The 24635-nt window shown below is 39.2% G+C and carries 22 protein-coding genes and 1 riboswitch; of the genes, 9 read left to right on the top strand and 13 right to left on the bottom strand.

Going from position 1 to position 24635, the window contains the following annotated elements; genetic code table 11:
* Positions 1-4: 4 nt before the first annotated feature.
* Together C6W18_RS17630 and C6W18_RS17640 are read left to right on the top strand one after the other, a co-directional pair.
* A complete protein-coding gene (locus tag C6W18_RS17630) occupies positions 5-766 on the top strand; it encodes an ABC transporter ATP-binding protein (RefSeq protein WP_105928421.1) in 762 nt (253 codons plus the stop codon).
* A gap of 660 nt (positions 767-1426) precedes the next feature.
* A complete protein-coding gene (locus tag C6W18_RS17640) occupies positions 1427-2605 on the top strand; it encodes a Rap family tetratricopeptide repeat protein (protein ID WP_105928423.1) in 1179 nt (392 codons plus the stop codon).
* A 94-nt stretch (positions 2606-2699) separates the two neighbouring features.
* Here C6W18_RS17640 and C6W18_RS17645 read toward each other — a convergent pair whose 3' ends face one another.
* The 4 genes from C6W18_RS17645 to C6W18_RS17660 all read right to left on the bottom strand — a co-directional run bounded on the left by C6W18_RS17645 (position 2700) and on the right by C6W18_RS17660 (position 8121).
* A complete protein-coding gene (locus C6W18_RS17645) occupies positions 2700-3548 on the bottom strand; it encodes a PRD domain-containing protein (protein WP_105928424.1) in 849 nt (282 codons plus the stop codon).
* A 31-nt stretch (positions 3549-3579) separates the two neighbouring features.
* On the bottom strand, positions 3580-5046 hold the full coding sequence (locus tag C6W18_RS17650) for a glycoside hydrolase family 1 protein (RefSeq protein WP_105928425.1): 1467 nt from the start codon (positions 5044-5046) through the stop codon (positions 3580-3582).
* Between the two features lie 4 nt (positions 5047-5050).
* Positions 5051-6910 (bottom strand): beta-glucoside-specific PTS transporter subunit IIABC, encoded by a 1860-nt coding sequence (locus C6W18_RS17655; RefSeq protein ID WP_105928426.1) that lies wholly within the window; start codon positions 6908-6910, stop codon positions 5051-5053.
* A 314-nt stretch (positions 6911-7224) separates the two neighbouring features.
* Entirely contained in the window at positions 7225-8121 is an 897-nt protein-coding gene (locus C6W18_RS17660; RefSeq protein WP_034323329.1) for a hypothetical protein, read from the bottom strand.
* A gap of 192 nt (positions 8122-8313) precedes the next feature.
* Between C6W18_RS17660 and C6W18_RS17665 the strand changes: the two genes are divergently transcribed.
* Both C6W18_RS17665 and C6W18_RS17670 read left to right on the top strand, forming a co-directional pair.
* Positions 8314-8865 carry a PadR family transcriptional regulator gene (locus C6W18_RS17665; protein WP_105928427.1) on the top strand — a complete coding sequence of 184 codons (552 nt, stop codon included), beginning with the start codon at positions 8314-8316 and terminating at the stop codon, positions 8863-8865.
* 4 nt (positions 8866-8869) lie between these two features.
* Positions 8870-9352: a DUF4188 domain-containing protein gene (locus tag C6W18_RS17670; protein WP_034323325.1), complete on the top strand. Its 483-nt coding sequence runs from the start codon at positions 8870-8872 to the stop codon at positions 9350-9352.
* Positions 9353-9363: 11 nt separating this feature from the next.
* On the opposite strand, the gene C6W18_RS17675 is transcribed toward C6W18_RS17670, so the two are convergent.
* A complete protein-coding gene (locus C6W18_RS17675; RefSeq protein WP_034323323.1) occupies positions 9364-9987 on the bottom strand; it encodes an NUDIX hydrolase in 624 nt (207 codons plus the stop codon).
* Between the two features lie 170 nt (positions 9988-10157).
* Between C6W18_RS17675 and C6W18_RS17680 the strand changes: the two genes are divergently transcribed.
* Together C6W18_RS17680 and C6W18_RS17685 are read left to right on the top strand one after the other, a co-directional pair.
* Positions 10158-10364 (top strand): helix-turn-helix transcriptional regulator, encoded by a 207-nt coding sequence (locus C6W18_RS17680; protein WP_034323321.1) that lies wholly within the window; start codon positions 10158-10160, stop codon positions 10362-10364.
* Positions 10361-11041 (top strand): DUF3169 family protein, encoded by a 681-nt coding sequence (locus C6W18_RS17685; RefSeq protein ID WP_105928428.1) that lies wholly within the window; start codon positions 10361-10363, stop codon positions 11039-11041. Before C6W18_RS17680 ends, C6W18_RS17685 begins: the two co-directional genes overlap by 4 nt.
* Before the next feature lie 47 nt (positions 11042-11088).
* On the opposite strand, the gene C6W18_RS17690 is transcribed toward C6W18_RS17685, so the two are convergent.
* Complete coding sequence (locus C6W18_RS17690) at positions 11089-12435, bottom strand: amino acid permease (RefSeq protein WP_034323315.1); 1347 nt, start codon at positions 12433-12435, stop codon at positions 11089-11091.
* 162 nt (positions 12436-12597) lie between these two features.
* A riboswitch (glycine riboswitch) is annotated at positions 12598-12677 on the bottom strand.
* A 273-nt stretch (positions 12678-12950) separates the two neighbouring features.
* On the opposite strand from C6W18_RS17690, the gene C6W18_RS17695 reads away from it, so the two are divergent.
* From C6W18_RS17695 to C6W18_RS17710, 3 genes are all read left to right on the top strand, one after another.
* A complete protein-coding gene (locus C6W18_RS17695) occupies positions 12951-13973 on the top strand; it encodes a LacI family DNA-binding transcriptional regulator (protein ID WP_034323312.1) in 1023 nt (340 codons plus the stop codon).
* Between the two features lie 440 nt (positions 13974-14413).
* Positions 14414-15595 (top strand): MFS transporter, encoded by a 1182-nt coding sequence (locus tag C6W18_RS17705; RefSeq protein ID WP_105928430.1) that lies wholly within the window; start codon positions 14414-14416, stop codon positions 15593-15595.
* Between the two features lie 19 nt (positions 15596-15614).
* Complete coding sequence (locus C6W18_RS17710) at positions 15615-16517, top strand: quinate/shikimate dehydrogenase (RefSeq protein ID WP_105928431.1); 903 nt, start codon at positions 15615-15617, stop codon at positions 16515-16517.
* A 41-nt stretch (positions 16518-16558) separates the two neighbouring features.
* Here the strand turns inward: C6W18_RS17710 and C6W18_RS17715 are convergent, their stop codons facing one another.
* From C6W18_RS17715 to C6W18_RS17750, 7 genes are all read right to left on the bottom strand, one after another.
* Complete coding sequence (locus C6W18_RS17715; protein ID WP_105928432.1) at positions 16559-17752, bottom strand: MFS transporter; 1194 nt, start codon at positions 17750-17752, stop codon at positions 16559-16561.
* A gap of 335 nt (positions 17753-18087) precedes the next feature.
* Entirely contained in the window at positions 18088-19554 is a 1467-nt protein-coding gene (locus tag C6W18_RS17720) for a glycoside hydrolase family 1 protein (protein ID WP_105928433.1), read from the bottom strand.
* A gap of 18 nt (positions 19555-19572) precedes the next feature.
* Entirely contained in the window at positions 19573-20415 is an 843-nt protein-coding gene (licT, locus tag C6W18_RS17725; protein WP_105928434.1) for a BglG family transcription antiterminator LicT, read from the bottom strand.
* Between the two features lie 35 nt (positions 20416-20450).
* Positions 20451-22331 (bottom strand): beta-glucoside-specific PTS transporter subunit IIABC, encoded by a 1881-nt coding sequence (locus C6W18_RS17730; RefSeq protein WP_105928435.1) that lies wholly within the window; start codon positions 22329-22331, stop codon positions 20451-20453.
* Positions 22332-22689: 358 nt separating this feature from the next.
* The gene (locus tag C6W18_RS20130) at positions 22690-23025 is read right to left on the bottom strand and encodes a YxiF family protein (protein WP_189318117.1); all 336 of its coding nucleotides are present in this window, start codon (positions 23023-23025) and stop codon (positions 22690-22692) included.
* A 187-nt stretch (positions 23026-23212) separates the two neighbouring features.
* Positions 23213-23575 (bottom strand): hypothetical protein, encoded by a 363-nt coding sequence (locus C6W18_RS17745; RefSeq protein WP_105928439.1) that lies wholly within the window; start codon positions 23573-23575, stop codon positions 23213-23215.
* A 26-nt stretch (positions 23576-23601) separates the two neighbouring features.
* The coding region (locus C6W18_RS17750) for a pre-toxin TG domain-containing protein (RefSeq protein WP_223251736.1) at positions 23602-24635 on the bottom strand (1034 nt) is incomplete at its 5' end.

A 24635-nucleotide genomic window follows, 5' to 3' on the forward strand; every position in this document is an offset into this window, starting at 1 on the left:
TCACATGGAACACTTAATTGAAACGAAGCGATTGTCTTTGCAAATCGATTCATTAAAAGGGCAGAAACAAAACATTCTTAAAGATATCCATTTATCGATAAAGCCTGGGGAATTCGTGACCATTATGGGACCTTCCGGGTGTGGGAAAACTTCTCTGCTTTATCAGCTTAGCGGTATAGAAACAGCCTCAGCAGGAGAAATCAAATATAAAGACCAATTACTGTCAAAAATGACAGACAAGCAGTTAACTGCTCTGCGCTTAACAGAGATGGGGTTCGTCTTTCAACATAGCCACTTATTAAAGAATCTCAATCTATTTGATAACATTATTGCTGCAGCTTACTTAGCGAAAAAAAAGCCGAGAAAAGAAGTAAATGAACGAGCTCAATATCTAATGGAGAAACTTGAAATTGATCATTTAGCAGATAGATATTTGTCAGAAGTATCTGGTGGACAGCTCCAAAGAGCCTCTATCTGTCGAGCTCTTATGAATGAACCAGACATTCTTTTCGCCGATGAACCAACAGGTGCTCTTAATTCCAGTACCACAAAGGAAGTCATGAATATTTTTTCACAAATCCACTCTGAAGGAACAACTCTACTTCTCGTCACACACGATCCAAAAGTGGCTCTTTGCTCTGAAAGAATTTTGTTTATGATTGATGGAGAAATTGTTGCCAATTTAAACTTAGGAAAATATGATCGCTTCACCACTGACAAACGAGAAACAGTATTAAACAAGTGGTTACAAGATTTAGACTTTTAATTGGAGTAAAAACGGGCAGAAAGCTGCCTGTTTTATTTTTGCTTACACTCAAACGAATAATCCATAGACAAACTATTTGTTTCTAATATGATTTTGCCATCTGCTTGTTGACAAGATTCTGTCAGCAACTTAATTTCTTTGCTATAAAAGTATCTCTTTGACATATAAAGAGTCTCTAAAACGATTAAAAGCGTCGTGATCATCACTGTGATTTGCCAGTTTAAGATTTGAAATCTTTTTTTCATTTCAACGTCCTTTCTAAAAGGCTAGAGTTTGTGTTTTGGTATTCATCTTTGTCTGCATCTATCAGCTTCTTTTCTAATATGATCTAGCAACATCATAACTGATTTTCTTTAATAGATCGACCTTCCATTTTCCGTCTTCCATGCCTAAAATTGCTTTACTTCAAATATACGGGTGATATTTTCGAACATCATCATAAAATCGATTGTAGGTATCACTTTTTTAGACTTCCAAAAAAAGATTTTATTCATTTGTACAAACAATCATTCATCGTTACAATATCGTACATCACATGACCTAAGGTCCTTTTTATTACCTCTTGTCAATCACCTCGCAGAAACGATTATATTTTACCAAAAATTGTGATATCGTTTTTTAGTGAAACAGGCGAAAGGATCTTAAAGAGGTGAAATTTTGATGACTATCATTTCAGCTGAACAGGTGGGGAACCGTTTAAATGATTGGCGAATTTCGATTCGTAAGCATGATGTACAGAGTGCAAAGGAAATGTACACAGAATTAAAAGAATTACTTCAAGAAATGGAAGAGAATCAGGAGGTCTTGACTTATTATTCATTGCTAGAAGGCAAGTATAAACTCATGTTATATGAACGAAGAGGTAAAAAACTGAATGAACAGACAGAGCTAGATTGCCCCTCTAAAACAAACGACTTAATTGAATACTATTTTTACCTTTACAAAGCCCTTTACGCTTCATATAAAAGAGACTATGCATCAGCGATCGGACTATTTAAAATTGCCGAGAAAAAACTACAAAACATTCCTGATGAAATAGAAGTAGCAGAATTCCATACGAAGATTGCAAACTTATATATGCTGCTTCGTCAAAGTCTGATTTCACTTCACTATATTCAGAATGCTATTGATATTTTTAAAAGTCATGAAGGGTATGAAAGAAGACTGGCTGCAGCCTTTGTGATCGCCGCTGCTAATTTTATGGATATTGGCGACTTCAAAAGAGCAGAGAACTACTACAAAGAAGCATTATACATCGCAAACAGTCTAAACGATCATTTTCTAACTTCACAGCTTTATCATAATATCAGCATTCTGTATGCAGAAGCTGGAGAATCAAAAAAATGTATCGATGCCCTAGAAAAGGCTCTTAGCGATGATGACTACCTTTCATCGTGTTATTTCCCTCACTCCATGTTTATGTTAATAAAAGAGCTGCTCTCCATCGATGAAAGAACACAAGCTCTCTATTATTTCGAATTGGTCAAACAAAAATATGCAACGGAGAAAAACCCCATCTATACAGCAAAAATGAATTTGCTTTATCATCTATATTTCACTGAAGATATGGCCAAAAAAGCTCAAACCTGTTTCGATGAAATCAGCATTTTGAAAGAATTAAAAGATGCTGAGGGTGCCCGTGAATTAAGTGCACTGGCTGCCAGACACTTTGAAGAGTTGGGAGCAATTCATCAAGCCTATCTCTTTTTAAAGGAAGCCTATCACATGGAACACCTTATACTTGACTGGAGGAATTCTGATGAAAAAAATGAGTTTACTGATTTTCACTTTAGCCATCGTTGTTTTCGGACAAACAGTGTCTTTCAATACGTTAAATGATACGAATCCTGGTACAACAGAACGGCCAATCGGAACATAAACTGGCGCAATACAAAGAACCACTCGCCTCATCACAAGGCAAGTGGTTCCACATTTATTTTAATTGTTGATAAGACATGAGGCGGTGTATATGCACCGCAAGATAAGTAAGCTCATCATTAGGAATGACGATACTATGCACCTGTTTAATATAATCTTTGATTTTAAAAGCAACATCCATCGCTTGAGGATACAAGTGTGCAATTTGTTCAAATAACTCATTTTCTTGATCTGATAATAATTTATTTGCATAAAATCTTTCTACAAAGAATTTCACATGTGTAATGAACCGACTGTAATGAATATTCTCTTGATCCATTTTCATATTTAACGTATATCGCACGAGATTGACAATACTCCCGATCATCTTGGCATATTTCATGCCATCTGTCGAATCGGATTGTTCACCTAATGCATTAATTAAATGAAAGGCGATATTGGCCGCTTCTTCTTTTGGTAATTGAATGCCCAATGTATCATTGACTAACTCAAGTGCGTAATTCCCTACTTCAAATTCTTCAGTATAGTAATTTTTAATTTCCCAGTACACGCGATTCGTAATATTAATATTCTTTTTATGTCGTTCGACTGCAAAATTCAAATGATCCATTAAGGTAAAATAAACACCTGAATTTAGTTTTGAGTTTAAACGTTTTTCTGCATATTGGACGATGTGCTGTGTTAAATCTATAAACTCATGAGGCATTGAATCTAACAGTTGAAGAAATTCTTTTGCTCTCATGTTATCGACTGACATAAAGACTTGGTCTGCTTTCTTCTCTTCTATCATTTGACCCGGTTTCTGTCCATAGCCAATCCCTCGGCCGAACAAAACCATCTCCTGTTGGTTCTGATCTTCAGCCAGGACCACACTCGAGTTTAAAACTTTTTTGATTTTAAACATCGTCATCACCTGTTTTCATGATTGTGGTTTTTCAATCAAGCGATTCACCATTTGTTTCAATGACCTTTTGGTACCAATAAAATGAGTCTTTCCTAGAACGTTTTAATGTACCATTTCCATCGTCATCCTGATCTACGTGAATAAAGCCATAGCGTTTTGACATTTGTGATGTACCTGCACTAATAATATCAATTGAGCCCCAGCTCGTATATCCAAAGAGATCGACGCCTTCTTCAATTGCTTCTCTCATTTGACGGAAATGCTCTTTGAAATAGTTAATACGGTAGTCGTCATGGATAGATCCATCACTTTCAACAACATCCTTTGCACCCATGCCGTTCTCTACAATAATGAGAGGTTTTTGATAACGATCATACAATTCTATCAAAGATATTTTCAGACCAACTGGATCAATCTGCCAGCCCCAATCAGTAGATGGAAGGTAAGGATTTTTGACCCCACGGATCGTATTTCCATCGGTCTTTTCTAACCCTTCATCGGCTGACTCAGTTAAAGACATATAGTAGCTAAACGAGATGAAATCTACTGTGTTTTCTTTTAAAATGGCAAGGTCATTTGCTTCCATTTGGATATGAATATTTTTTCTCTCAAGCATGCGCTTGATCAGTGGCGGGTATTCACCAAATACCTGTACATCTGCATAGAAATAGTTTTCTAAGTTTTGTCTCAAAGCTCGTTCCACATCATTCGGATGACACGTATGCGGATACGTTGTTAATTTTGTCAGCATACACCCTACTTGACTGCCCGGTATGATGCGATGGCAATCTGCTGTTACGAGAGCAGATGCGACAAATTGATGATGCAGTGCTTGGTAAACCATCTCTTCCTCTTTTCCTTCTGGACAACGATCAGGAATAATTCCTGCTGTAATGAAAGAATGGCGGTGAATACTATCAATTTCATTAAAGGTGAGCCAATATTTCACATCATTTTTATAGCGTTCAAAACACACATTGGCGAATTTAACAAAAAGATCAATGACTTTTCTTTCAACCCAGCCGTTATATTTCACACTAAGTGCTAATGGCATTTCATAATGAGACAGCGTCACGATCGGTTCTATGTTGTGTTTTTTCATTTCTGCAAATACACGCTCATAAAATTGCAGCCCTTTTTCATTCGGTTCAGTCTCTTCACCAGTTGGGAAAATGCGACTCCAGGCAATTGAGATACGAAGTGTTTTAAAGCCCATTTCAGCAAAGAGAGCCAAATCCTCTTTATAGTGATGATAGAAATCAACGCCTCTACGTTTTGGGTACTTTTTATCGTCTGGATCTTTAATGGCACGGTCTATATTTTCAGAAGAAACTGCTAGGTGTCCTTCATAATCTTCTACACTCAAATTTGAACGGTACATCGCAATATCTGCAACAGACGGGCCCTTTCCATCTATATTCCAGGCGCCTTCTGCTTGGTTTGCGGCAATTGCGCCGCCCCATAAAAATCCTTTTGGAAAACCTTTAATTGTTGTCATATGATTAGCCTCCTAATTGTGTTACAACCATCAATGTATCTTGACGATTGACCTCTTGTAATGGCTGTACTTTAATATCATATTGATCTGTATTTGTGATCACAGCAAGTGTAACTGGATCATATCCTGCTTCTATGATTTTTTCTAGATCAAATTCAATTAGTAAATCTCCTGCTTGAACACGATCTCCTGCCTGTACTTTCGGATCGAAATGCTGACCTTCCAGTTGAACGGTGTCAATGCCAATGTGGAATAATACTTCAACCCCTTGATCCGTTCTCATACCAAGTGCATGGTTTGTTTCGAACAGCAAGGTGACCTCACCATCTACTGGTGCATAAAGTGCTCCTTTTGAAGGCACAATGGCAATTCCTTCTCCCATAACCTTTGAAGAGAAAATATCATCTTTCACTTCAGATAGGGAGATCATTTGACCAATGACAGGGCTTTTGAATGTTTCACCTGCTCCAATTTGTTCAGCAAATGCCGCTTGGTCATTTGTCTTTTCTTCTACTGTTCGATCTTTACCTAAAACAAAAGCAGCGATAAATGCAACAACAAACGAAATGACAGCTCCAATGACAGCAAACATAAGATTTCGCGGGAGCTCGTCTGATATGAACATCGACATACTTGCTAATCCAGGGCCAACAAGCACAAAGGCTTGTATACCAACTAATCCAATGAAGATCCCGCCAACAAACGAACCAATCATGACACTCCCAAGGACTCGCTTATTTTGAAGTGTCACACCATATAAAGCCGGCTCTGTGATCCCAAAAAATGCTGAAATTCCTGCCGAAATGGCTGTTGATCTGAGTACTTTATCTTTTGTCCGTAGTGCAACAGCGAAACATGCTCCACTTTCCGCAATATTATGCGCAAGTGATGCTGGTAGATAAAGCGCTTCTTTGCCAAGGTTCCCCATCGTTGTGACCGCATAAGGAACCATCGCTTTGTGCATGCCTGATGCCACCATGAATGGAAGAACTGCTGCTAAAATAGCGACAGCTACCCAGCCTACTGTATTAAACATTGCAAGAATGAGAGATGAAAAACCTTGTCCTGCTGTAAAACCAAGCGGCCCTAACAGAAGTAACGTAACTGGTACTGTAATGACCAATGACATCATTGGTACGAAGAAGATACGAATCGGTTTTGGTGAAAATCGAGTAAAGAATTTTTCCATCTGTGCGTAAAGCAATACAGATAGGATTGCCGGAAATACTTGATACGCATAGGCTATATTTTTTACGTCAAACGACAGTAATTGCGCTCCTTCAGTGAGCATTGCTGTCATATTCGGAAGAAGGAGTGCACCGACTGCCGATAGGGCAACGAGTGGATTTACTTTTAATTTATTTGCAGTCGTGACGGCAACTAGTAAAGGCAGGAAGTAAAGAGGTGCGTCACCGACCATGTTTAGTATTTGATATGTTTGACCCTTTGCATCCACCCAGCCTAATAAAGAGAAAAGGAGAAGAAATGATTTCAAAATCCCTCCACCTGCGATAGCTGGAACTAGCGGTTGGAAGACACCGACAATGAAATCTAACAGCACTGCGCCTGCTTTTCTTTTTTCTTTTGGCTGATTGGAAGGCACTTCTTGCCCTGATGAGCTGCCCCCCATTAAACTTGTAACTTTTTGATACACTTCGATGACATCATTCCCAATGACTACTTGGCATTGACCTGACATTCTGACAGCTATGACACCTGGTGTTTTTTCTAGAGCCGGTACATCTGCCTTCTTCTGATCAATCAGTGTGAAGCGAAGTCTTGTTGAACAGTGTTCAAGATGAGCAATGTTTTCTTTGCCACCTACATGCTGTAAGACGTCTTTGGCAACCTGTGTATAATCCATCTTTTCTCCCCCTTTTCTCATACATGAGACCTATATTTTGGCAATAAAAAAAGGACCTAAAACGACAAATTCAAGAAATTCATCGTTTTTAGATCCTGCCTGCATGACCAGTCACATGTCTAATTTATCAATATTGGATTTGTTTTTAGTATATATTGAGTTAATGTAAGCGTCAACATATATTTTTGAATTTAAAAAATATTTTTTTATAAGTCTAATGTCACCAGAACGACCTCGTTTTACTTTAGAGGAAATTGAAATAGAAAAAGTCAGATAGTCTTATATGTCCTATCTGACTTGATTGAATGTTATCTTTATTTTTTCTTTGCTTTTTTCTTTGCGGCTTTTTTAAATGCTTCTACTTGCTTTTTATATTGTTTCTTATTCACAGCTTTGAGTTTCATTTTTTCATTCTTTTTCCAAAACGGCAACTCAATATAGGCAGCTTTTACATCAGATGATCCGATCATCTTAGACAGGCCACCCTTTATTTTTGGTGTGGGATAGACCCAAAAGCTTTTAAAGCCTGTGATTCCATCTGCTTGATATTTTTCTTTTTTCAATGGCTTGCTTTTCTTCCCTGTGGCTTTGGAGATTGTAATAGCCCCTGAAAATTCCCCTTCAAAAAGGGCTTCTTCAATATCAAGAAAAATTTGATATGAATTGTTTTTTGCTGTATACAGATAGCCGTAGGCTTTATTTAAATTATCTGTGTATTTCCCTATGATCTCATAGTAACGGTCTTCTGCTGTATCCACGTACTCATCATAGCGCTTATCAATGGCTTTTTTGTATTTTTTTAATTTCTTCTCATCAACAGCTTGATAGCGTTTACTTTTCTTTGCTCCTTGCTTTTTGACCATGAGATCTTTTCCAGAAAAATAGATGTCATATACGATTGTTTTCTTCTTTTGTTTGACTTTAAGTTTGTATCCTTTTTTGGTGGTTTTCCCCGTTAGTTTGTATTTTGTTTTCACCATAAACGGTTCAATTGGATCAATCTTCACACCCTTACCGTTTAGGTAACCCGTGACCTTGCCTTTCTTTTCAGTCACCTTCAGCCAACTGACATTGTCCTTTGTTTTATAGGCATATGCATAAGATTGATTCAGTGATTCTTTTTTAGCAGATGCTTTGTTTCCTCCAAAACTTCCAACACCAATCAATAGTGCAACAATCATGAACAATATTCCTATGTTCCTCAACTTCATTTGTACACCCTCCATTCTTTTATGAATAGATGCGCAAGCTCTTTACACATCAAGTATATATTACCATATTTATGATTTATCTCCTGTATTTCAAAAATATAAATCTACCAATTATTATTTTCTTGCTTTATATTCATTTCAAATTTATTATATATCTAAGTGATATATCTTTTAGATAGGTGTGCTGATGTAATGAAAAAATACAATGATACGACGTATGCGATTTTAGGTATTTTAACGACAGATTGTAAATCAGGTTACGAAGTGAAGCAATTAATTGATAAGAGCTTGCATCATTTTTGGAAAATTAGTTATGGACAAATTTATCCAGCTTTAAAGTTTATAGTCGAAGAAGGACTTGCTGAGGTTTCACCCGCTTCTACATCTGGACGTTCAGACAAGCGGGAGTATCATCTGACGGAAAAAGGACTGAACACGTTAAGGCAATGGCTGGCGCAGCCGCTCGATCAGTTACCAGCAGAACGAAATGAAGTGTTATTAAAGTTATTCTTTGGACAATATCTTTCGTTTGAGAAAAAGCTGGTGCTTCTACAGGATTATGAGAGGGGGCTCCGTATCCGTTATGAGACATACGTTTCGATTGAACAAAACATCAAGGAGCTCTATCCAGATGAAGCTGATGCGAAGTACTGGCTGTTTACTTTAGATTATGGAAAAAGAGTGGCTCAAGCAGGAATTGATTGGTGCGTGGAAACATATGAACAGATGAAGAAAGAAGGGTGAACGAATGAAAAAAGACATACGTGCTGGCAGGTTTACAACAGACAATTCTGACTCGATTGTTGTGTTCATCATCGGAATGAGGATCAACAAACGCTGGGCCATCCACCAATGGCTGCCTGTGTTCATGGCGATGCCTGGCATGATCAAAGAACTGTATACCCATCAAGACGAGCTTGGTTTCCTCGGGACAGAAAATTACTTCGGCTTACGCAATACAGCCATGATCCAATATTGGAAGTCAACAGATGACCTCCTTGCCTATGCCAAGATGGAAAAGCATTTGGCGGCTTGGAAGGCATTTAACCAAAGAGCACGGACCAATGACGCAGTGGGCATTTATCATGAAACGTATCAAGTTCAAGCCGGCTCGTATGAATCTGTCTACGTGAACATGCCTTCCTACGGACTGAGCCAAGCGAGAGCTCCTATTCCAATTGGTAAAGGAAAACAAACAGCGAAAGAACGTCTGGATACAACAAATTCCTAGAGAGCGATTCTCTAGGAATTTCTTTTCGCAACGGTCACAAAATGCTTTAATATACGGGCTGTTAATCCCCAAATGGTGTAGTTTTCATAATCATAAAACCATTCCTCCATCGAACGACTTCCCCAGCGGTACTTCTCACCATTCATGATTTTTTCATAGGGGAAATCCTCAGCTGGTGTTGGCTGAACGGACACATGATGTAAGTACGGCTCATATTGGCTGAGCCATGATAAAGGTACAGTAAAGGTCTCCTCCACTTCCTCTTGATTAAACGAGTGCTTTACCTTTTGCTCATCAATGATGCCGACATATGGATAGACCACGAAGGATGGAGAAGCAATGTAAGGGCTGAGCTGCCCAAGGATCTCGACTGATTCAGGCGGAATGCCTAGTTCTTCATGTGTTTCGCGCAGTGCAGCTTCTTGTGCTGTTTCACCACCGTCGAGTTTGCCTCCAGGGAAACTAATATCACCAGGCTGTTTTCTCATGGTTAGCGATCGTACCTCAAATAATATATGCCATTCTCCGTTTACTTGCACCAAAGGGACAAGGACTGCCGCTTTAAACGCTGTCTCTTCTCCAATAAACAACGGCTGTGATTGATGTAAGTCATTTTTTAATTGATCAATAAACACGGGCCTCACCTGTTTTCTGTTTCTCTTTCCTTTAGCGTATCATTGTTCACCTTTTGAATAAAGATGATCTTTCTGACAATTATTTTTATCATTTTGACAACTTTACTTGTCAAAATGAATATCATGCTTTACAATCAAGGAAAGATTTCGATCAAAGTTGAGGTGACAGAATGAAAAATCGGCTAAAAGAGCTTCGTGCACGTGATGGTTTGAACCAAACTGAGCTTGCAAAGCGTGCAAAGGTTTCTCGTCAGACCATCAGCTTAATGGAACGAGATGAATTAATGCCGTCTCTCTTGCTCGCTGTTAAGCTTTCACGCATTTTTCAGGAACCCATTGAACGTATTTTTCTATTCGAGGAGGATGAACTCACATGAAAACTGTATATAAAATGCTCTTAGGTGCTCTCCTTGGCTTTCTCGGCGCTTACTGTTTGCTGGCGGCCGAATTTGAGTTGGCACTTCTAGATGCTGCGTTTGAAGCAACGCTTGTGATCACTGGCTTGACGATCCTATTCATTATTTATTGTTTTTCAGGAATTTCACGTATGAAGAAAAGAGTCTCTCTTTCCGTGTCTGGTGATGAGGAGGATGAACTCGAGGCAAAGCAGTACCGAACTTTTACTGATTTAACGTTAGCCAATACCGTGAGTACGATTTTATCCATTGTTGCTATTGGAATGGCCATTGTAACCGAGCAACCAATCTGGCTGATTGTTGTAAATGCTGCTTTATTTTTGATCACCATTATCCTTTCTTATACGGCGATCTCTGTCCTAAAACTCGTCTATCCGAATCGCAATCTACCAAGTCCATCCGACAAGGATTATGGCAAAAAACTGCTCGCTATTTCTGACGAAGGTGAAAAACATGTGATGCTCGACGGGCTATTTCATACCTATCAAATGATGAATATTTTATTGACTGGTGCCATGTTTATTATGATTTTGTATTCCCTCGGAGCCAATCACTCTCAGCTCTTCTCCATTATCGTCATTGGACTTGTTTTAATCATTTTAAATGCATATTATATGTTGAAAATTAGAAATCGGTAAATAAGCAAAAGCACAGCCATTTGAAAAGGCTGTGCTTTATACGTCCATTATGCTGAACGGCGTTTCTTTCGTGCATAAATGAAGAATAGGAATCCGAACCATACGGGTGTCAATAGCAGTGCTGGGCGTGTTGCGTCAGCGAATAGCATAATGACAAGAATGGCCGCAAATAGCACAAGGACAACGATATTCACAAAAGGAGTGAATGGCGCTTTAAAAGTAGATGCCTCATGCAGTTCAGGCCGAGTCTTCTTATATTTCAAATGACAAATGAGAATAATACTCCATACCCAAATGAAACAAATGGCACTGATTGTTGTGACAATGCCAAAGGCTTGTTCGGGAATCAGCTTGCTTAAAAGAGCCCCGACCGATACCACAATCGTTGAAACAAATAGTGCATTGCTTGGGACAGCGTGCTTATTTAGACGGCCAAAGGAAGATGGTCCCTGCTTTTGATGACTGAGATTATACAAAATACGGCTCGTCGAGAACATGCCGCTATTACAAGCGGAAGCCGCAGAAGTCAGGACGACAAAGTTAATAAGCCCTGCTGCTACTGGTATACCAATCAGTCCAAAGGTTTTCACAAAAGGGCTTTCTGATGCACTGAGCTCGGTCCATGGGTTGATACATAGTAATACAAAGATGGCACCCACATAGAAAAATAGAATTCTTAATGGAATTTTATTAATCGCAGACGGAATGTTTTTTTGAGGGTTTGCTGTTTCTGCTGCGGAAACACCGACAAGTTCAACTCCCACATACGCAAAAATCACCATCTGGAATGACAATAAGAAGCCTGTGACACCATTTGGAAATAACCCGCCATGTGACCAAAGATTCGTGACCGTCACAGGCCCGGCATCTGTTTGAAATCCAATGATTAATAGGACAATCCCTACGCCAATTAACAGTAGAATCGTAATGACTTTAATCAGTGCAAACCAAAATTCCATTTCTCCAAAAAGCTTCACCGTTAATAAATTGAACCCTAGTAAAATCAACAAACAAATGATTGCAGGAATCCATTGTGGAATGTCAAACCAATACTGCACATACACACCGACCGCAATGACATCAGCCATCGCTGTCATAATCCAGCAAAACCAATACGTCCACCCTGTCACAAAGGAAGCCCATGGGCCAAGATAGTCCTCTGCAATATCGGTTAATGACTGATAGCCCGCCCTTGATAAGAGCAATTCTCCAAGTGCCCTCATGACAAAAAAGATGGCCATTCCGACAATTAAATAGGCAAAAATGATCGACGGACCTGCCAATTGAATGGCCTTTCCAGAGCCTAAAAACAGCCCTGTTCCGATGGTTCCGCCAATTGCAATCAATTGAACATGGCGGTTTGATAAATCTCGCTTTAACTCTTGTTGTGCCAATTTCAACGCCCTCCTACGAGACGATATTATACTGATATAATGAACCTTCAAAAAGTCCATAAAAAAAGAGATTGGATGCGCTCCAATCTCATGGTCATAAAAGAATAGCAAAATAGAGAAAAGCAATACATGGCATCATCCATGCATCACAAATACAATATTTCGTACTCTTCTGTCCTTTTGCCTGAGATTGTGAACCCTTCGGCGCCGCACATACATGCGGTCTCTCCAGAAGCTGCTCCTGCCATAGTGTGACCCACAGCAATCATAGCCTTCGTTATTTACTTTAAATGTTGCTATTTCTGAATAATTTTATATTTTACGCCTCTAGAAGAAAGCTGTCAATGGTAATCTTTTAAGATTTTATTCCCTCCCTATCTGACGTAAGATGACATCACTTCATCAACACACCTGATTAAGGTATAATAAAACAAAGAATGTTCGGCTCGTTTGATGGAGAAATCCATCTTGATCATGAACCAAGTTAGGCAATCCTTTGAAGTTGGTGAAGACAAATGAAAAAATTGAACAAACAACGTGTCACATTACAGGAAGTCGCCCGGCATGCCGGTGTCTCGACCTCAACGGCCTCACTCGTTGTTCGAAACAATCCTAGAATCTCTGAAGCCACTCGAAAAAAAGTACTGCAATCCATGGAGGATTTAGGATACGTGTACGACCGCGTTGCTGCAAACATGCGGTCAAAAAGCTCCAATATTGTCGGTGTTATCGTCACGGATATTTCAAATACCTTTATTTCTGAGTTTTTAATCGGCGTGCAAACCACACTTGAATCACTTGGCTATACCGTTTTACTTGGTACAACCTTTGACAGTGTCGATAAGCAGGAACGGCTCATTTCTACAATGATAGAGCACCGAGTTGGCGGGATTATTTTAAACCTAGCTTCGAAAAGCTCAACTCGGACGGTCAAACAGTTAAATCAAATTCGCACCCCAAAAGTACTGGCAAACCGTGAATTAGCGGATGTGCATTGTGACTATGTCGGCGCTGATTATGAACAAGGCACTTGGATGGCGGTACATCACCTTCTTCAAAAAGGACATCGACGTATTGCCTTTTTAGGCGGCATCAAATCCTCATCGACTTGGATTGAACGCATGAAAGGATTCAAAAGAGCCCATGATGAGGCGAACCTGACGATTGATGAATCTCTTATTATCGATATGGTACCTACTCGTGAAGGCGGGAAAGAAGCCCTTACCCAAGTCATCGACCAGCCTGAGCCTCCTACTGCTATTTTTTGCTTTAGTGACTTAGTCGCGTTTGGGGTCATTCAGGAACTGGCAGCTCGTGACATCAAGCCTGGTGAAGACATTGATGTTGTTGGATTCGATAACATCCCTGAAGCGGAGCTATATCACCCGCCGCTCACCACTGTCTCATCATTCCCACGATCCATCGGGGTAAAAGCAGCGAACCTTTTATATCAAAAAATGAACGAGCAGGATGAAGAGCTACAGCGAGTGATCTTAAAGCCTCAACTTCATATTAGAGAAACCTCTACATCATCATGAAAGGGAGAATTGCGTGCAGCAATTCTCTTTTTTTATTGATCAAGTCAACCATTTCTTTATTTCATTTTTATTTTTTTAAATCACAAAGTCATAAACTTGACACATTTAAAACGCAGGAGTATATTTATCTCGTTGCTTCTTTTAGTATATCGTTATACCCATCTCATCAGATCGTTATTTTTATTCAACAACAGTTAAAATTGATCATTTCTGATTCTGATCAAATCATGAAGATCCACTTTCTTATTAAGACTGTTATTATTTTTTATATTTATAGTAGAACGATGTACTTAATTGAAGAACAGATGAATATTCATTATTTTTTCATCAATCACACAAGGGGTGTTGTGATGGGCATAATATTATTTACTTTTAAGGAAATAACAAAGGGTGTACAAAGAATTTGACCCTAAAGGGGTTTCAAATATAGGAGTGGGAACATGAAAAATCCTTATATTAAATCGTCACTTGGCATGTATTTAAACTACTTCATGCTCGGCATGATCAATATTATTGTGGCATCCAACATGGACAGCTTATCTGAACGCTACCATGTGGATATTCCGAAAATCAGCTTGCTTGTATCGGCGATCGGAATTGGTAAACTGGTTGCTCTCTTTTTCTCAGGCCGGTTAGCAGACCGCTGGGGACGTAAGCCTGTCATTATTACAGGAAACTTTCTTTATTTATTATTCTTAATCGGTATTCCAACAACAACGAGTTATACACTGGCATTTATCTTTGCGATTTCTGCTGGGATTGCAAACTCATTACTTGATTCGGGAACATATCCTGCTTTGACAGAATCGTTTCCTAAAAAGGCAAGTTCAGCTTCTGTTTTAGTGAAGGCATCCGTTTCAATTGGAGCGACTGTTCTTCCATTTATCTTGGCGTTCCTTATTGCACATGACATCTTCTGGGGCTGGGCGTTCTTTGGGCTAGGACTTCTTTATTTACTCGTAGGGATTTACTTAGTCTTTATGCCGTTCCCCAACCATAAGCAAGTCTCTTCACCAGATGATCTTCCAGTACAGGAGCAATTGAAGGAAGAACCTAAAATGATTGGTGAAGGCTTAGCTGTTGTGCTCATGGGGTTCACGTCTACTGCATTGTTTGTCGTATGGCAAACGTGGCTTCCACAACTTGGGTTGAAATTGATTGGGCTTGGCACAGAACAAGCGACACAGCTTCTTTCTTATTTTAGTATTGGTGCACTTGTGTCTGTTCTATTGCTTTCGATCGTATTAGATAAATTCATTTCACCTATTATGGTGGCAATCATTTATCCAATTGGAGCATTTCTTGCGATGCTTGCATTATTCCAAATTGAAACATACGGCATTGTGATTGTCAGCACCTTTTTCTTAGGATTATTTACAGCAGGAATCTTCCAGCTGGCCATGAGTATTATGATGAAATTATTCCCTACAAACAAAGCAACGGCTTCATCATACGTCAACATTGCAGCAAGCTCAGCGTTTATTCTTGTGCCACTCATTACAAGTGGGTTGGTCAGCACGTACGATATTAAAATGACGTTATTTTTCGATATGATCATTGCGGTCATTAGCGTATTGTTAGCAGTCTTTGTTCTTGGACGTATGAAAAAATTATTTAGATAATTAAAGGAGATGTCAATCGATGACAAACATACATGAACGTAATATTGATGGAAAAACAAAATTAGTCGGTCTTCTTGCTACACCAATTGGACACAGCCTTTCACCACGGATGCATAACCTTGGCTATACATTAACAGGCATCAACTATGCTTACTTAGCATTTGAAGTAGGAAATGATGAACTAGAAGCAGCAGTAAACGGAATGAAAGCGATGGGTGCAACTGGATTTAACGTATCCATGCCAAACAAAATGAAAGTATTGGATTACTTAGACGAACTAGACGATTCTGCCAGATATACTCGCGCAAGTAACACCGTCGTGAACAAAGATGGCAAGCTAATTGGCTACAACACAGATGGTCTTGGCTATGTGAGAAACTTGATTGAGCATGGCGTTGAATTAGCGGGACAAAAGGTGACACTGGTTGGTTCAGGCGGTGCCGCTACTCCGATTGCGATTCAACTTGCACAATCTGGTATTCGTGAAATTAGTATTTTCGCTCGCAATGATCAATACTTTGTTCAAGCTGAAGAAAATGTGACGTACATTAACGAAGAAATGAAATCATTCGGTGTCAAAGCAAACATTTTCCCACTTGAAGACAAAGAAGCTTTCCGTCGTGAAGTCGCTGAAAGTGCGATCTTAGCAAATGGGACAAGCCTTGGTATGAAACCATTAGATCAACTCAGCATCATCGATGATACGCTTGATGTATTGCGTAAAGATTTAATCGTGACAGATGTCGTGTACAACCCGCAAAAAACAAAGCTCCTTGCTCAAGCACAGGAAGCTGGCGCAAAAACCATTAACGGTCTTGGCATGATGCTATGGCAAGGTGCTCTTGCATACAAACTCTTTACTGGTGAAGATATGCCAGTTGATCAAGTGAAACAGATTCTTTTTGAAAACGACCGTTTCTAAACAAAAAAAGACGACTTCCTGAGCGGAGGTCGTCTTTTTTTTTATTCATGTATCATGATTTGACGGTATCGATACAGAATATACATCGCACCGATAATCGCCACGACAGCCACAACCGCATCGAACATAAAGATTTGTAAAATGGTCGAGTGGCTTTCAATCAATCCTGTTACGACCGGGATGACAATAGCCGATACCCCGCCGGCTGTTGAGATAATTCCTGTCATCGTTCCTTTGTTCTTCCAAAAGAACTCAGCCATCACTGTTAACGTCAGCTGGAAGACACCGGCTGTTGAAAATCCCAATACAAATGCATTGATGGTTCCTAAGACTGGGGATTTCACGACCAATAGCACACAGATAGAAGCCAGTGTAATGATTGGATAGATCAGCAGTACGGTCACCGGACGGACAAAGCGGCGTAAAAGAAATGCGAGCAATAAGACAGACAGCAAACCACCCATGCTATAGTAACTAAGCAGTTTCACTGCACTGCCAGAAGCCATCCCCAATATGGCCTCACCGTACGTAGGAAGCCAAATTTGCGGCAAGGCATAAAGACCATTTGACGTAAAGCTGATTACAATGAGTGCGACCCCTTCTCTCCAAAATGTAGGCTCTGACGAGAAGCGCGGAAGTCCATCATGCTCCGTCACTTGGACTTGCTCTACTTTGCGATGATTCGGAAATGGCAATGTCCAGAGCATCAAGACATTCACCAGATAGATCAGAGCAGGAACAAAAAACGCAATTCCATAAAACAAATCATGCTCCGCTAATAAGAAAATAGCCAGTGGCAGAATGGTCGCCCCAATCGAAATAAAAGCCTTCACCATCACATTCGCAGAGCCCGAGTTTTGCGGAAAAGCCTCCATTAAGGCTGGATACGTTCCTGCATCCATCGCTGAATTCGCTACCCCTGCCAAAATCGCAAACGCAAAGGCGATTTGATAATTTGGAGACAATGGGATCCCGATGAGGAACACCGCCATCAGCACACCTGAAACCAAAATCACCGGCTTTCGGCCAAACTGATCTGACAGCACGCCTGATAGACCATACGTGAGCACCCTGCCAATGCCGAGTGCCGAGATCATATAACTAATTCCCGCACTATTGGTATCTAACTGCTTGATTAAAAATGGCATATTTGAAGCCAATATAATATTGACCATACCTAATAAAAAATAATTCATATAAAGACTAGAAGCCGTTTTCACATACGGATTCCTCATGCTGACACACTCCTCAACACCATCTCAATGAAGTGACAAATAATGGTTACGCTTACAAGATCTCATGTGTGAGGAGAAACCGCTTCGCAACCTTCACGTGCAAACATCTATCATCTCATACAGCTCACAGCTTACATGTCCTTCATTTATCAAGCATCTCTTCAATTTTTCACTAGCTCTTATTTTATATGAATGTGAAAGGTAATGATAGTGAATTGCTTAAATTTTAGGGAAATGCATATCCATATTTATATCTTTTCTTTTACGAGCTGAAACATTCATCAATAAAAAATAGGAGTGGGTATACACCACTCCTTAAAAGATTTCTGACACATCTATTCCTTCATTTCCAGTCCATTTTGACGAATCACATTCTGGTACCAGTAAAAACTTTTCTTAGGTGTTCGATTTAATGTTCCGTTTCCATCGTTATCTTGATCAACATGGATAAACCCATATCGCTTATCCATTTCAGATGACGAGTAACTAATTAAATCCAGAATTCCCCAGCTGGTGTAACCTATTAATTCGACTCCATCCTCAATGGCTTCCAGCATCTGCTGGAAATGCTGCTCATGATAGCTAATACGATAATCATCATTGATCTTTCCATCTTCCACCTTATCGTATGCACCTAACCCATTCTCAACTATAAAAAGTGGTATTTGATAGCGATCGTATAAGTCATTTAAAGAGATGCGAATGCCAATCGGGTCGATCTGCCAACCCCATTCACTCACTTCTAAATAAGGATTTTTCACGCCACCTATTGTATTGCCGCTGACCGTTTCCATCCCTTCACTGTTTTCAGTAGCAACAAGTGAATTGTAATAACTAAAAGAAATAAAATCGACGGTATGAACCTTTAATAACTCGTCATCTCCTAGCTGTTTCTCAATGTGAATGTTTTTTTCTTTGAACAGTCGATGTATAAAACGTGGATACTCTCCGCGCACCTGTACATCTGTGAAGAACATATTGAACTGATTGTTCTTTGATGCCTTTAGAACATCTTTTGGATTACAGGAATACGGATACGTTGTTAATTTCGTCAGCATACACCCTATTTTTGCCCCCGGGATCATTTCATGACAAGATTTAACTGCCAAAGCACTTGCAACAAATTGATGATGCAGCGCTTGATAAACAGCCTGCTCTACATTGTCAAAGCGCTCTGAAACGATTCCACCACTTGTAAATGGATGTCGAACAATGCTATCAATTTCATTGAAAGTCAGCCAATACTTGACTTTATCTTTGTATCGATCAAATACCACTCGACTAAATTTCACAAAGAAATCAACGACAATGCGATGAGACCATCCTCCATATTGATTCACTAAATATAGCGGCATTTCATAATGAGATAACGTAACGAGTGGTTCAATATCATGTTCCTTCATTGCATCGAATAAACGATCGTAAAACAATAATCCCGCCTCATTTGGCTCTTCTTCATCACCGTTTGGGAAAATACGTGTCCATGCAATCGAAACACGTAACGTCTTCAACCCCATCTCTTTGAACAGCGCCATATCTTCAGGATAGCGATGATAAAAGTCTACACCCCTTCGTTTCGGATAACCTTCAGCGGTATCTGCACACATCGCTTGCTGAATTTGTTCTTCATCCACTTTATTGTGCTTTTTATAGTCAGACTTACTGACACCTTTTTTAAAGATCGCCACATCAGCAGTCGATAGCCCTTTCCCATCTACATTCCATGCACCTTCTGCTTGGTTTGCTGCGATGGCGCCACCCCATAAAAATCCTTCTGGAAATTTCCTGATTTGATTAGACATGTTTCTTCCTCCTCAAGATTATGCGTTATTTCTTTGAACAACTCGATTGACATGAATAATTAAGTACATTTTTTCGTCATTGGATATCGTGTAATCCACATTTGTTTTAATATATTTCTCGATTTTCTCCACACATTTTACTTCTTCAGGATACTTCCTCATGATCTGATCCATTAGATCGTGATCATCTGTTTTGAGCATTTTGTTCTCAAGTAAACGTTGAACAAAGAACTGTAAATGTGTTAAAAACCTGGAATAATTAATCGTATCTGTTGGAATGTCAATCTTATAATGCATTTTGATAATATTTAAAATGTCTTTGACCATATTGGTCATCATCACGATTTGATTCAAATTATCTTTGGTCTGCTGTGCATTTACTAAATGAAATGCAATATTCGCCGCTTCTTCTTCAGGCAACTGAATACCTAATTGTTTTTCTATCAGCTCTAGCGCATGCATACCAATACTGAATTCTTCGGGGTAAAATTTCTTTACTTCCCACAGCAGGCGATTTTGTATCGTTAAATTTTCCTTAAAGCGCTTCGTAGCCATAAAAAGGTGATCGGTTAAAGAAATATAAAGATGCTCATTTAGGTGTGTAGATAAACGGCGCTTCGCATAGGATATAATTTCATCCGTCATGATTAAAAATTCCTCTGGGGTCTCCCTCATAAGCTCAGCTAAGTCATTAGACGTGCTTTGATCTTCTAGCACATAAATCTTTTGAATATCAGACTCTTGAATAAGACTGCCTTGCTTATTTTTAAACCCAATCGCCTTACCCATTACGATGATTTCCTTACCGTCATCTCTTTTCGCGAGAACCACACTGGTATTCAGCACTTTTATAATTTCCATACCATATCACCTTCCTGGTTACATTCAAAATCGATTTATAAGACAGTTAAAAGTGGCTGCTGATGACCAGAAACAGGATTCATTTTTCCCTCTTGGGGTAATATTTCTAAATAATCAGCTGTATTTGTAATAATGACTGGTGTTGTTGTGTCATAGCCAGCCTTTTGTATATTCTGTTGATCAAATTCAATCAGAAGTTGACCTTGTGTCACTGTATCACCTTTTTGAACATGTGAAGTAAAATATTTTCCATTTAAGTTAACAGTATCAATACCAATATGAATCAGAACTTCCACACCGAGGTTGGACTTTAAACCAATCGCATGATTTGTATGGAAAATCATTTCCACTTGCCCGTCAAAAGGAGCAAATACTTCCCCTTCACTAGGTTGAATCGCTGCCCCTTTCCCCATCACTTCTTCAGAGAATACTTTATCATTCACTTTTGCTAAAGGAATGATGTCTCCTTTAATCGGTGCATAAATGACTTCGCGATTTCTTGTGCCTTCTGATGTGGAGACCGGCTCATTTTTCTTCTCGATGTTTTCAGTTTCTGCCTCTTTAAAGCCGATCATGTAAACAGCAATAAACGCGATGACCGCTGAAATGACTGCACCAATAATAGCAAACGTAAAATTGGAAGTCCCTTTCTCAATAAATATCGGCATTGTTGCAATTCCAGGTGAAACCATGACAAATGCTTTCAGCTTAATCAATCCCACAAATATACCTGAACCCCCTGCTCCAATCATACATGCGAGTAATGTTTTCTTAAGTTTTAAATGAACGCCATATAATGCAGGTTCTGTTATCCCAAATAAAGCAGAGATTCCTCCGGACATTGCAATTTGTTTTAACTTAGGGTCTTTGGTTTTAAATGAAACAGCCAAAGCACCTCCGCCTTGCGCAAAGTTAGCCGCTAGCATAGCCACCCCGATGAGAGCGTCGTATCCTGGTGAAGCAAGGGAAGCGATAACAACTGGATAGAACACCTTCTGCATCCCAAACATGACGATAAAAGGTAAGAAAATGGCTAGAATTGCAACGGCTGCCCATCCTGCAGTTTGCTGGATCCATAAGACCCCTGCGGCTAAGCCTGCACCAAGATACATACCAAGCGGCCCTAAAAACAGTAAGCCAATCGGAGCAACAATGATCATTGTGATTAAAGGAACCATAAAGATTTTGACCGGTCCCGGTGATAATTTATCTGCAAGCCTTTCAACATAGGACATAAGCCAAACAATCAATATAATTGGAATAACCGATGCGCCATAAGATACAGCTTTCAATGGTATTCCAGCAAAGACAACTGGATCACCACTGCTAAACAGGGCTGTTAAGTTAGGATGCAACAATACCCCTGCCAAAGCCATCGATACCATAGGGTTTGTACCAAATTTTTGTGAGCTTGTATAGGCTAACAAAATAGGTAGGAAGAAGAACGCTGCATCTGAGATGATTTTCAATACCAAATAGGTCTGGCTGTCTTCTTTCATCAAGTTCAGCATCGGCAATAAAATCAGTAAAGCTTTCAACATCCCTGCCCCGGCAATTGCAGGGATAATCGGTGCAAAAATGCCAGTGATCAAATTGGCAAAACGATTGAAATATCCTTTTAAGCTATGATCTTTATTCTGAACAATTTGCCCGCTGCTTGCTTCTGGGTTTAGATCAATCAGTTTTGCAAACTCCTTATACACATAACCAACATCATTTCCAATAATAATTTGATACTGACCTGCTGTATCTGCTACTTGAATGACGCCATCAAGGCGACTAATTTCTTCAGAGTTTGCGCGTGAGGAGTCTTTTAAAGTCAGCCTTAATCTCGTCATACAGTGGATGGCATTTTGAACGTTTTCACTTCCACCAATATGTTTTAGAATGTCTTGGGCTAAATCTTTGTGGTTCATTAAAGTCACCGCTTTCATTTTTAATTATAGGAGCTCAGGCAACAAAAAAAGACCTGGATTGGGTGGGAATATACAAATACAGATATCCCATCCAATCTAGGTCTTGCCTGCCGAACAGTAACACGCCTTATTGAATGTACGCATTATTCTATTTTTAACTTTCATCGTTTCATGAAACCGCTTTTAACATGTTAATATCTTTATAGTAATTAATTATCTTCACAAAAGCAATGTTTTTCTCGAAAAACAAATAATAAATTCATTAAATATAGATCAAAGAGCACTATTATATCATCTAATCGTACCTATTGAAGATGAATGGTATTGTCATGCTCTTTCAAATAAAGACAGTCTAAACTCAAAGTCTCCAAGTACTTAACTCATAAAAATATTCCGTTCGCTCTATGCATAATCCAAAATGAAAATCCTCTGTGACTAACATAAAATCTCCATACCCACTTGAAAATTTAGTATGCTCAAGAATCTGGATTAAATGACTAAAAACTTCATTCACGTTTACTAAAAGAGCTTCAATTTCATGCTCTCGAAAAAACATGATTCTAGCTACTTGGGGATAATGTTCTGCATTCTTGGCCAATTCCTTTAACATTTGTGTAGACTTTTCAATATGTTCTCGATAGCTATCCCCATGTATTTGAATCTTATCTTCTCTTGCATAAAGGAAAGCAAACACCCGTCATCATACCATGAATCTACTGTTGTATCAGCAGATAAAAGGTTATCTAATTCTATAAACATATTGATTCCCTTAATTATGAAATTACCCTGAGAACACATTCGAGTACCTATGGCAAAAAAACTGAGCTCATAACTGAAGAAACTAGTGATGTTAATTTGTTGGTATTTAAGTACATACTATATTATTTCCACCAGTTAGATGTAATTTCTTTCAAATGAAATTCTATAAAATCAATCACTTTGGTATAGTCATCCGAGCTGAACTCCTGAATAGGATTATCCCAATCTGTATTTTGAACTATTAGAACAATATAGTTACCATCTGGTGATAAATCGGGGTACCACCCTAAATCCAATGTTATTGATGATTTCTCATGATAAAGTTGCAACAAACTTTCAGTGAACATAAACCATCTATCATCTTCTGTTTCTAACTTTTTAGGGTCAATTTCCCAAAAATTATTATAATGGACATTCCAACCTTCAGTTATTCTTAAAGGATGAATGTTTACTTCGGGAACATCAAGTTTCACATATTTTCTCATCATCATCTGACCTCTTTATTGATTTTCTATTTTATTCCTAATTTATTTAAATACTTATTTAATCTGTCTCCTGCAATCGGATGTCCGTGATACACATTCCCACTCGTCAGTTCTCCTCTAATCCAACTAGTAGGTTTACCATTATCATAGCCAACAACTTTACCTGTATCATAAATGAAATAAAAATTATTGTTACCATTATCAATGATATGCCCTTTTTGAAGAGCTTCTTTTTCTATAGCTTTATTATTTATTTCAGGCAGGTATTGAGCATTTCGTTTCCCTGTTTCACTAAAACGTTTGGCTTCTTCAACATTTCTAGCCTTTAAATGTTTATTATCATGGTGAGAATATACTGCACCATTTATCTTTGTTCTAAAATCTTTTCTACCATAATAACTTTTATGAGCAATTTCATCATGCCTTTTTGAGATATTAGGTATACCAGTATTCTTTACCCCCATCTTCCCATGAAACCCTTTCGCCCCAAACGGCAAAAGCATTCCCAGCGCCGCGTTCATACTCGCTTCCTGCTGTTCTTTCGAGACTTTGTTTCCAAACATGTCACGACCCGTAATCGCTTCGCTGAAGCCGTTAGTTGCGGTGAGACCATATAAGCCTTTTTGCGATGTTTTTAAGGCATCAAATGACTTTTGCGACGTCTTGTAAATGTCGACTGCCCTGACTGCGGCTGATGTCGCTTGGGTGGTTTTATAGACGGCTTTTCCGCCTTTGAAAATGCGCCCTGCCCAGCCGACAATTGGGATGTAGCCTGCTGCGGCCATACCGCCTGCGGCGACTCGCTGGCCTGCGGTGAGTTCTTCGCCTGTGATCGGATCAACGCCCGTTGCGGCGCGTTTCGCATCGTTCACACCTGTCAGTTCATTGACGATATTTCCGCCATAATCGAGTGCTTTTTCATACCAAGGACGTTTGGCGAGTGCTTCTTGTTCCTTCGCAATCTCGCGGGCTTCTTCTTGTTCTTTTTTAATGTTAAGATATTCAGAAGTTTGCTTCTCAATATCGCTTTTCGCCTTGTAGATTTCACTATTTTGATACG

The organism is Bacillus sp. LLTC93 (assembly GCF_002993125.1).
Classification (GTDB): Bacteria; Bacillota; Bacilli; order Bacillales; family Bacillaceae; genus Bacillus; species Bacillus zhangzhouensis.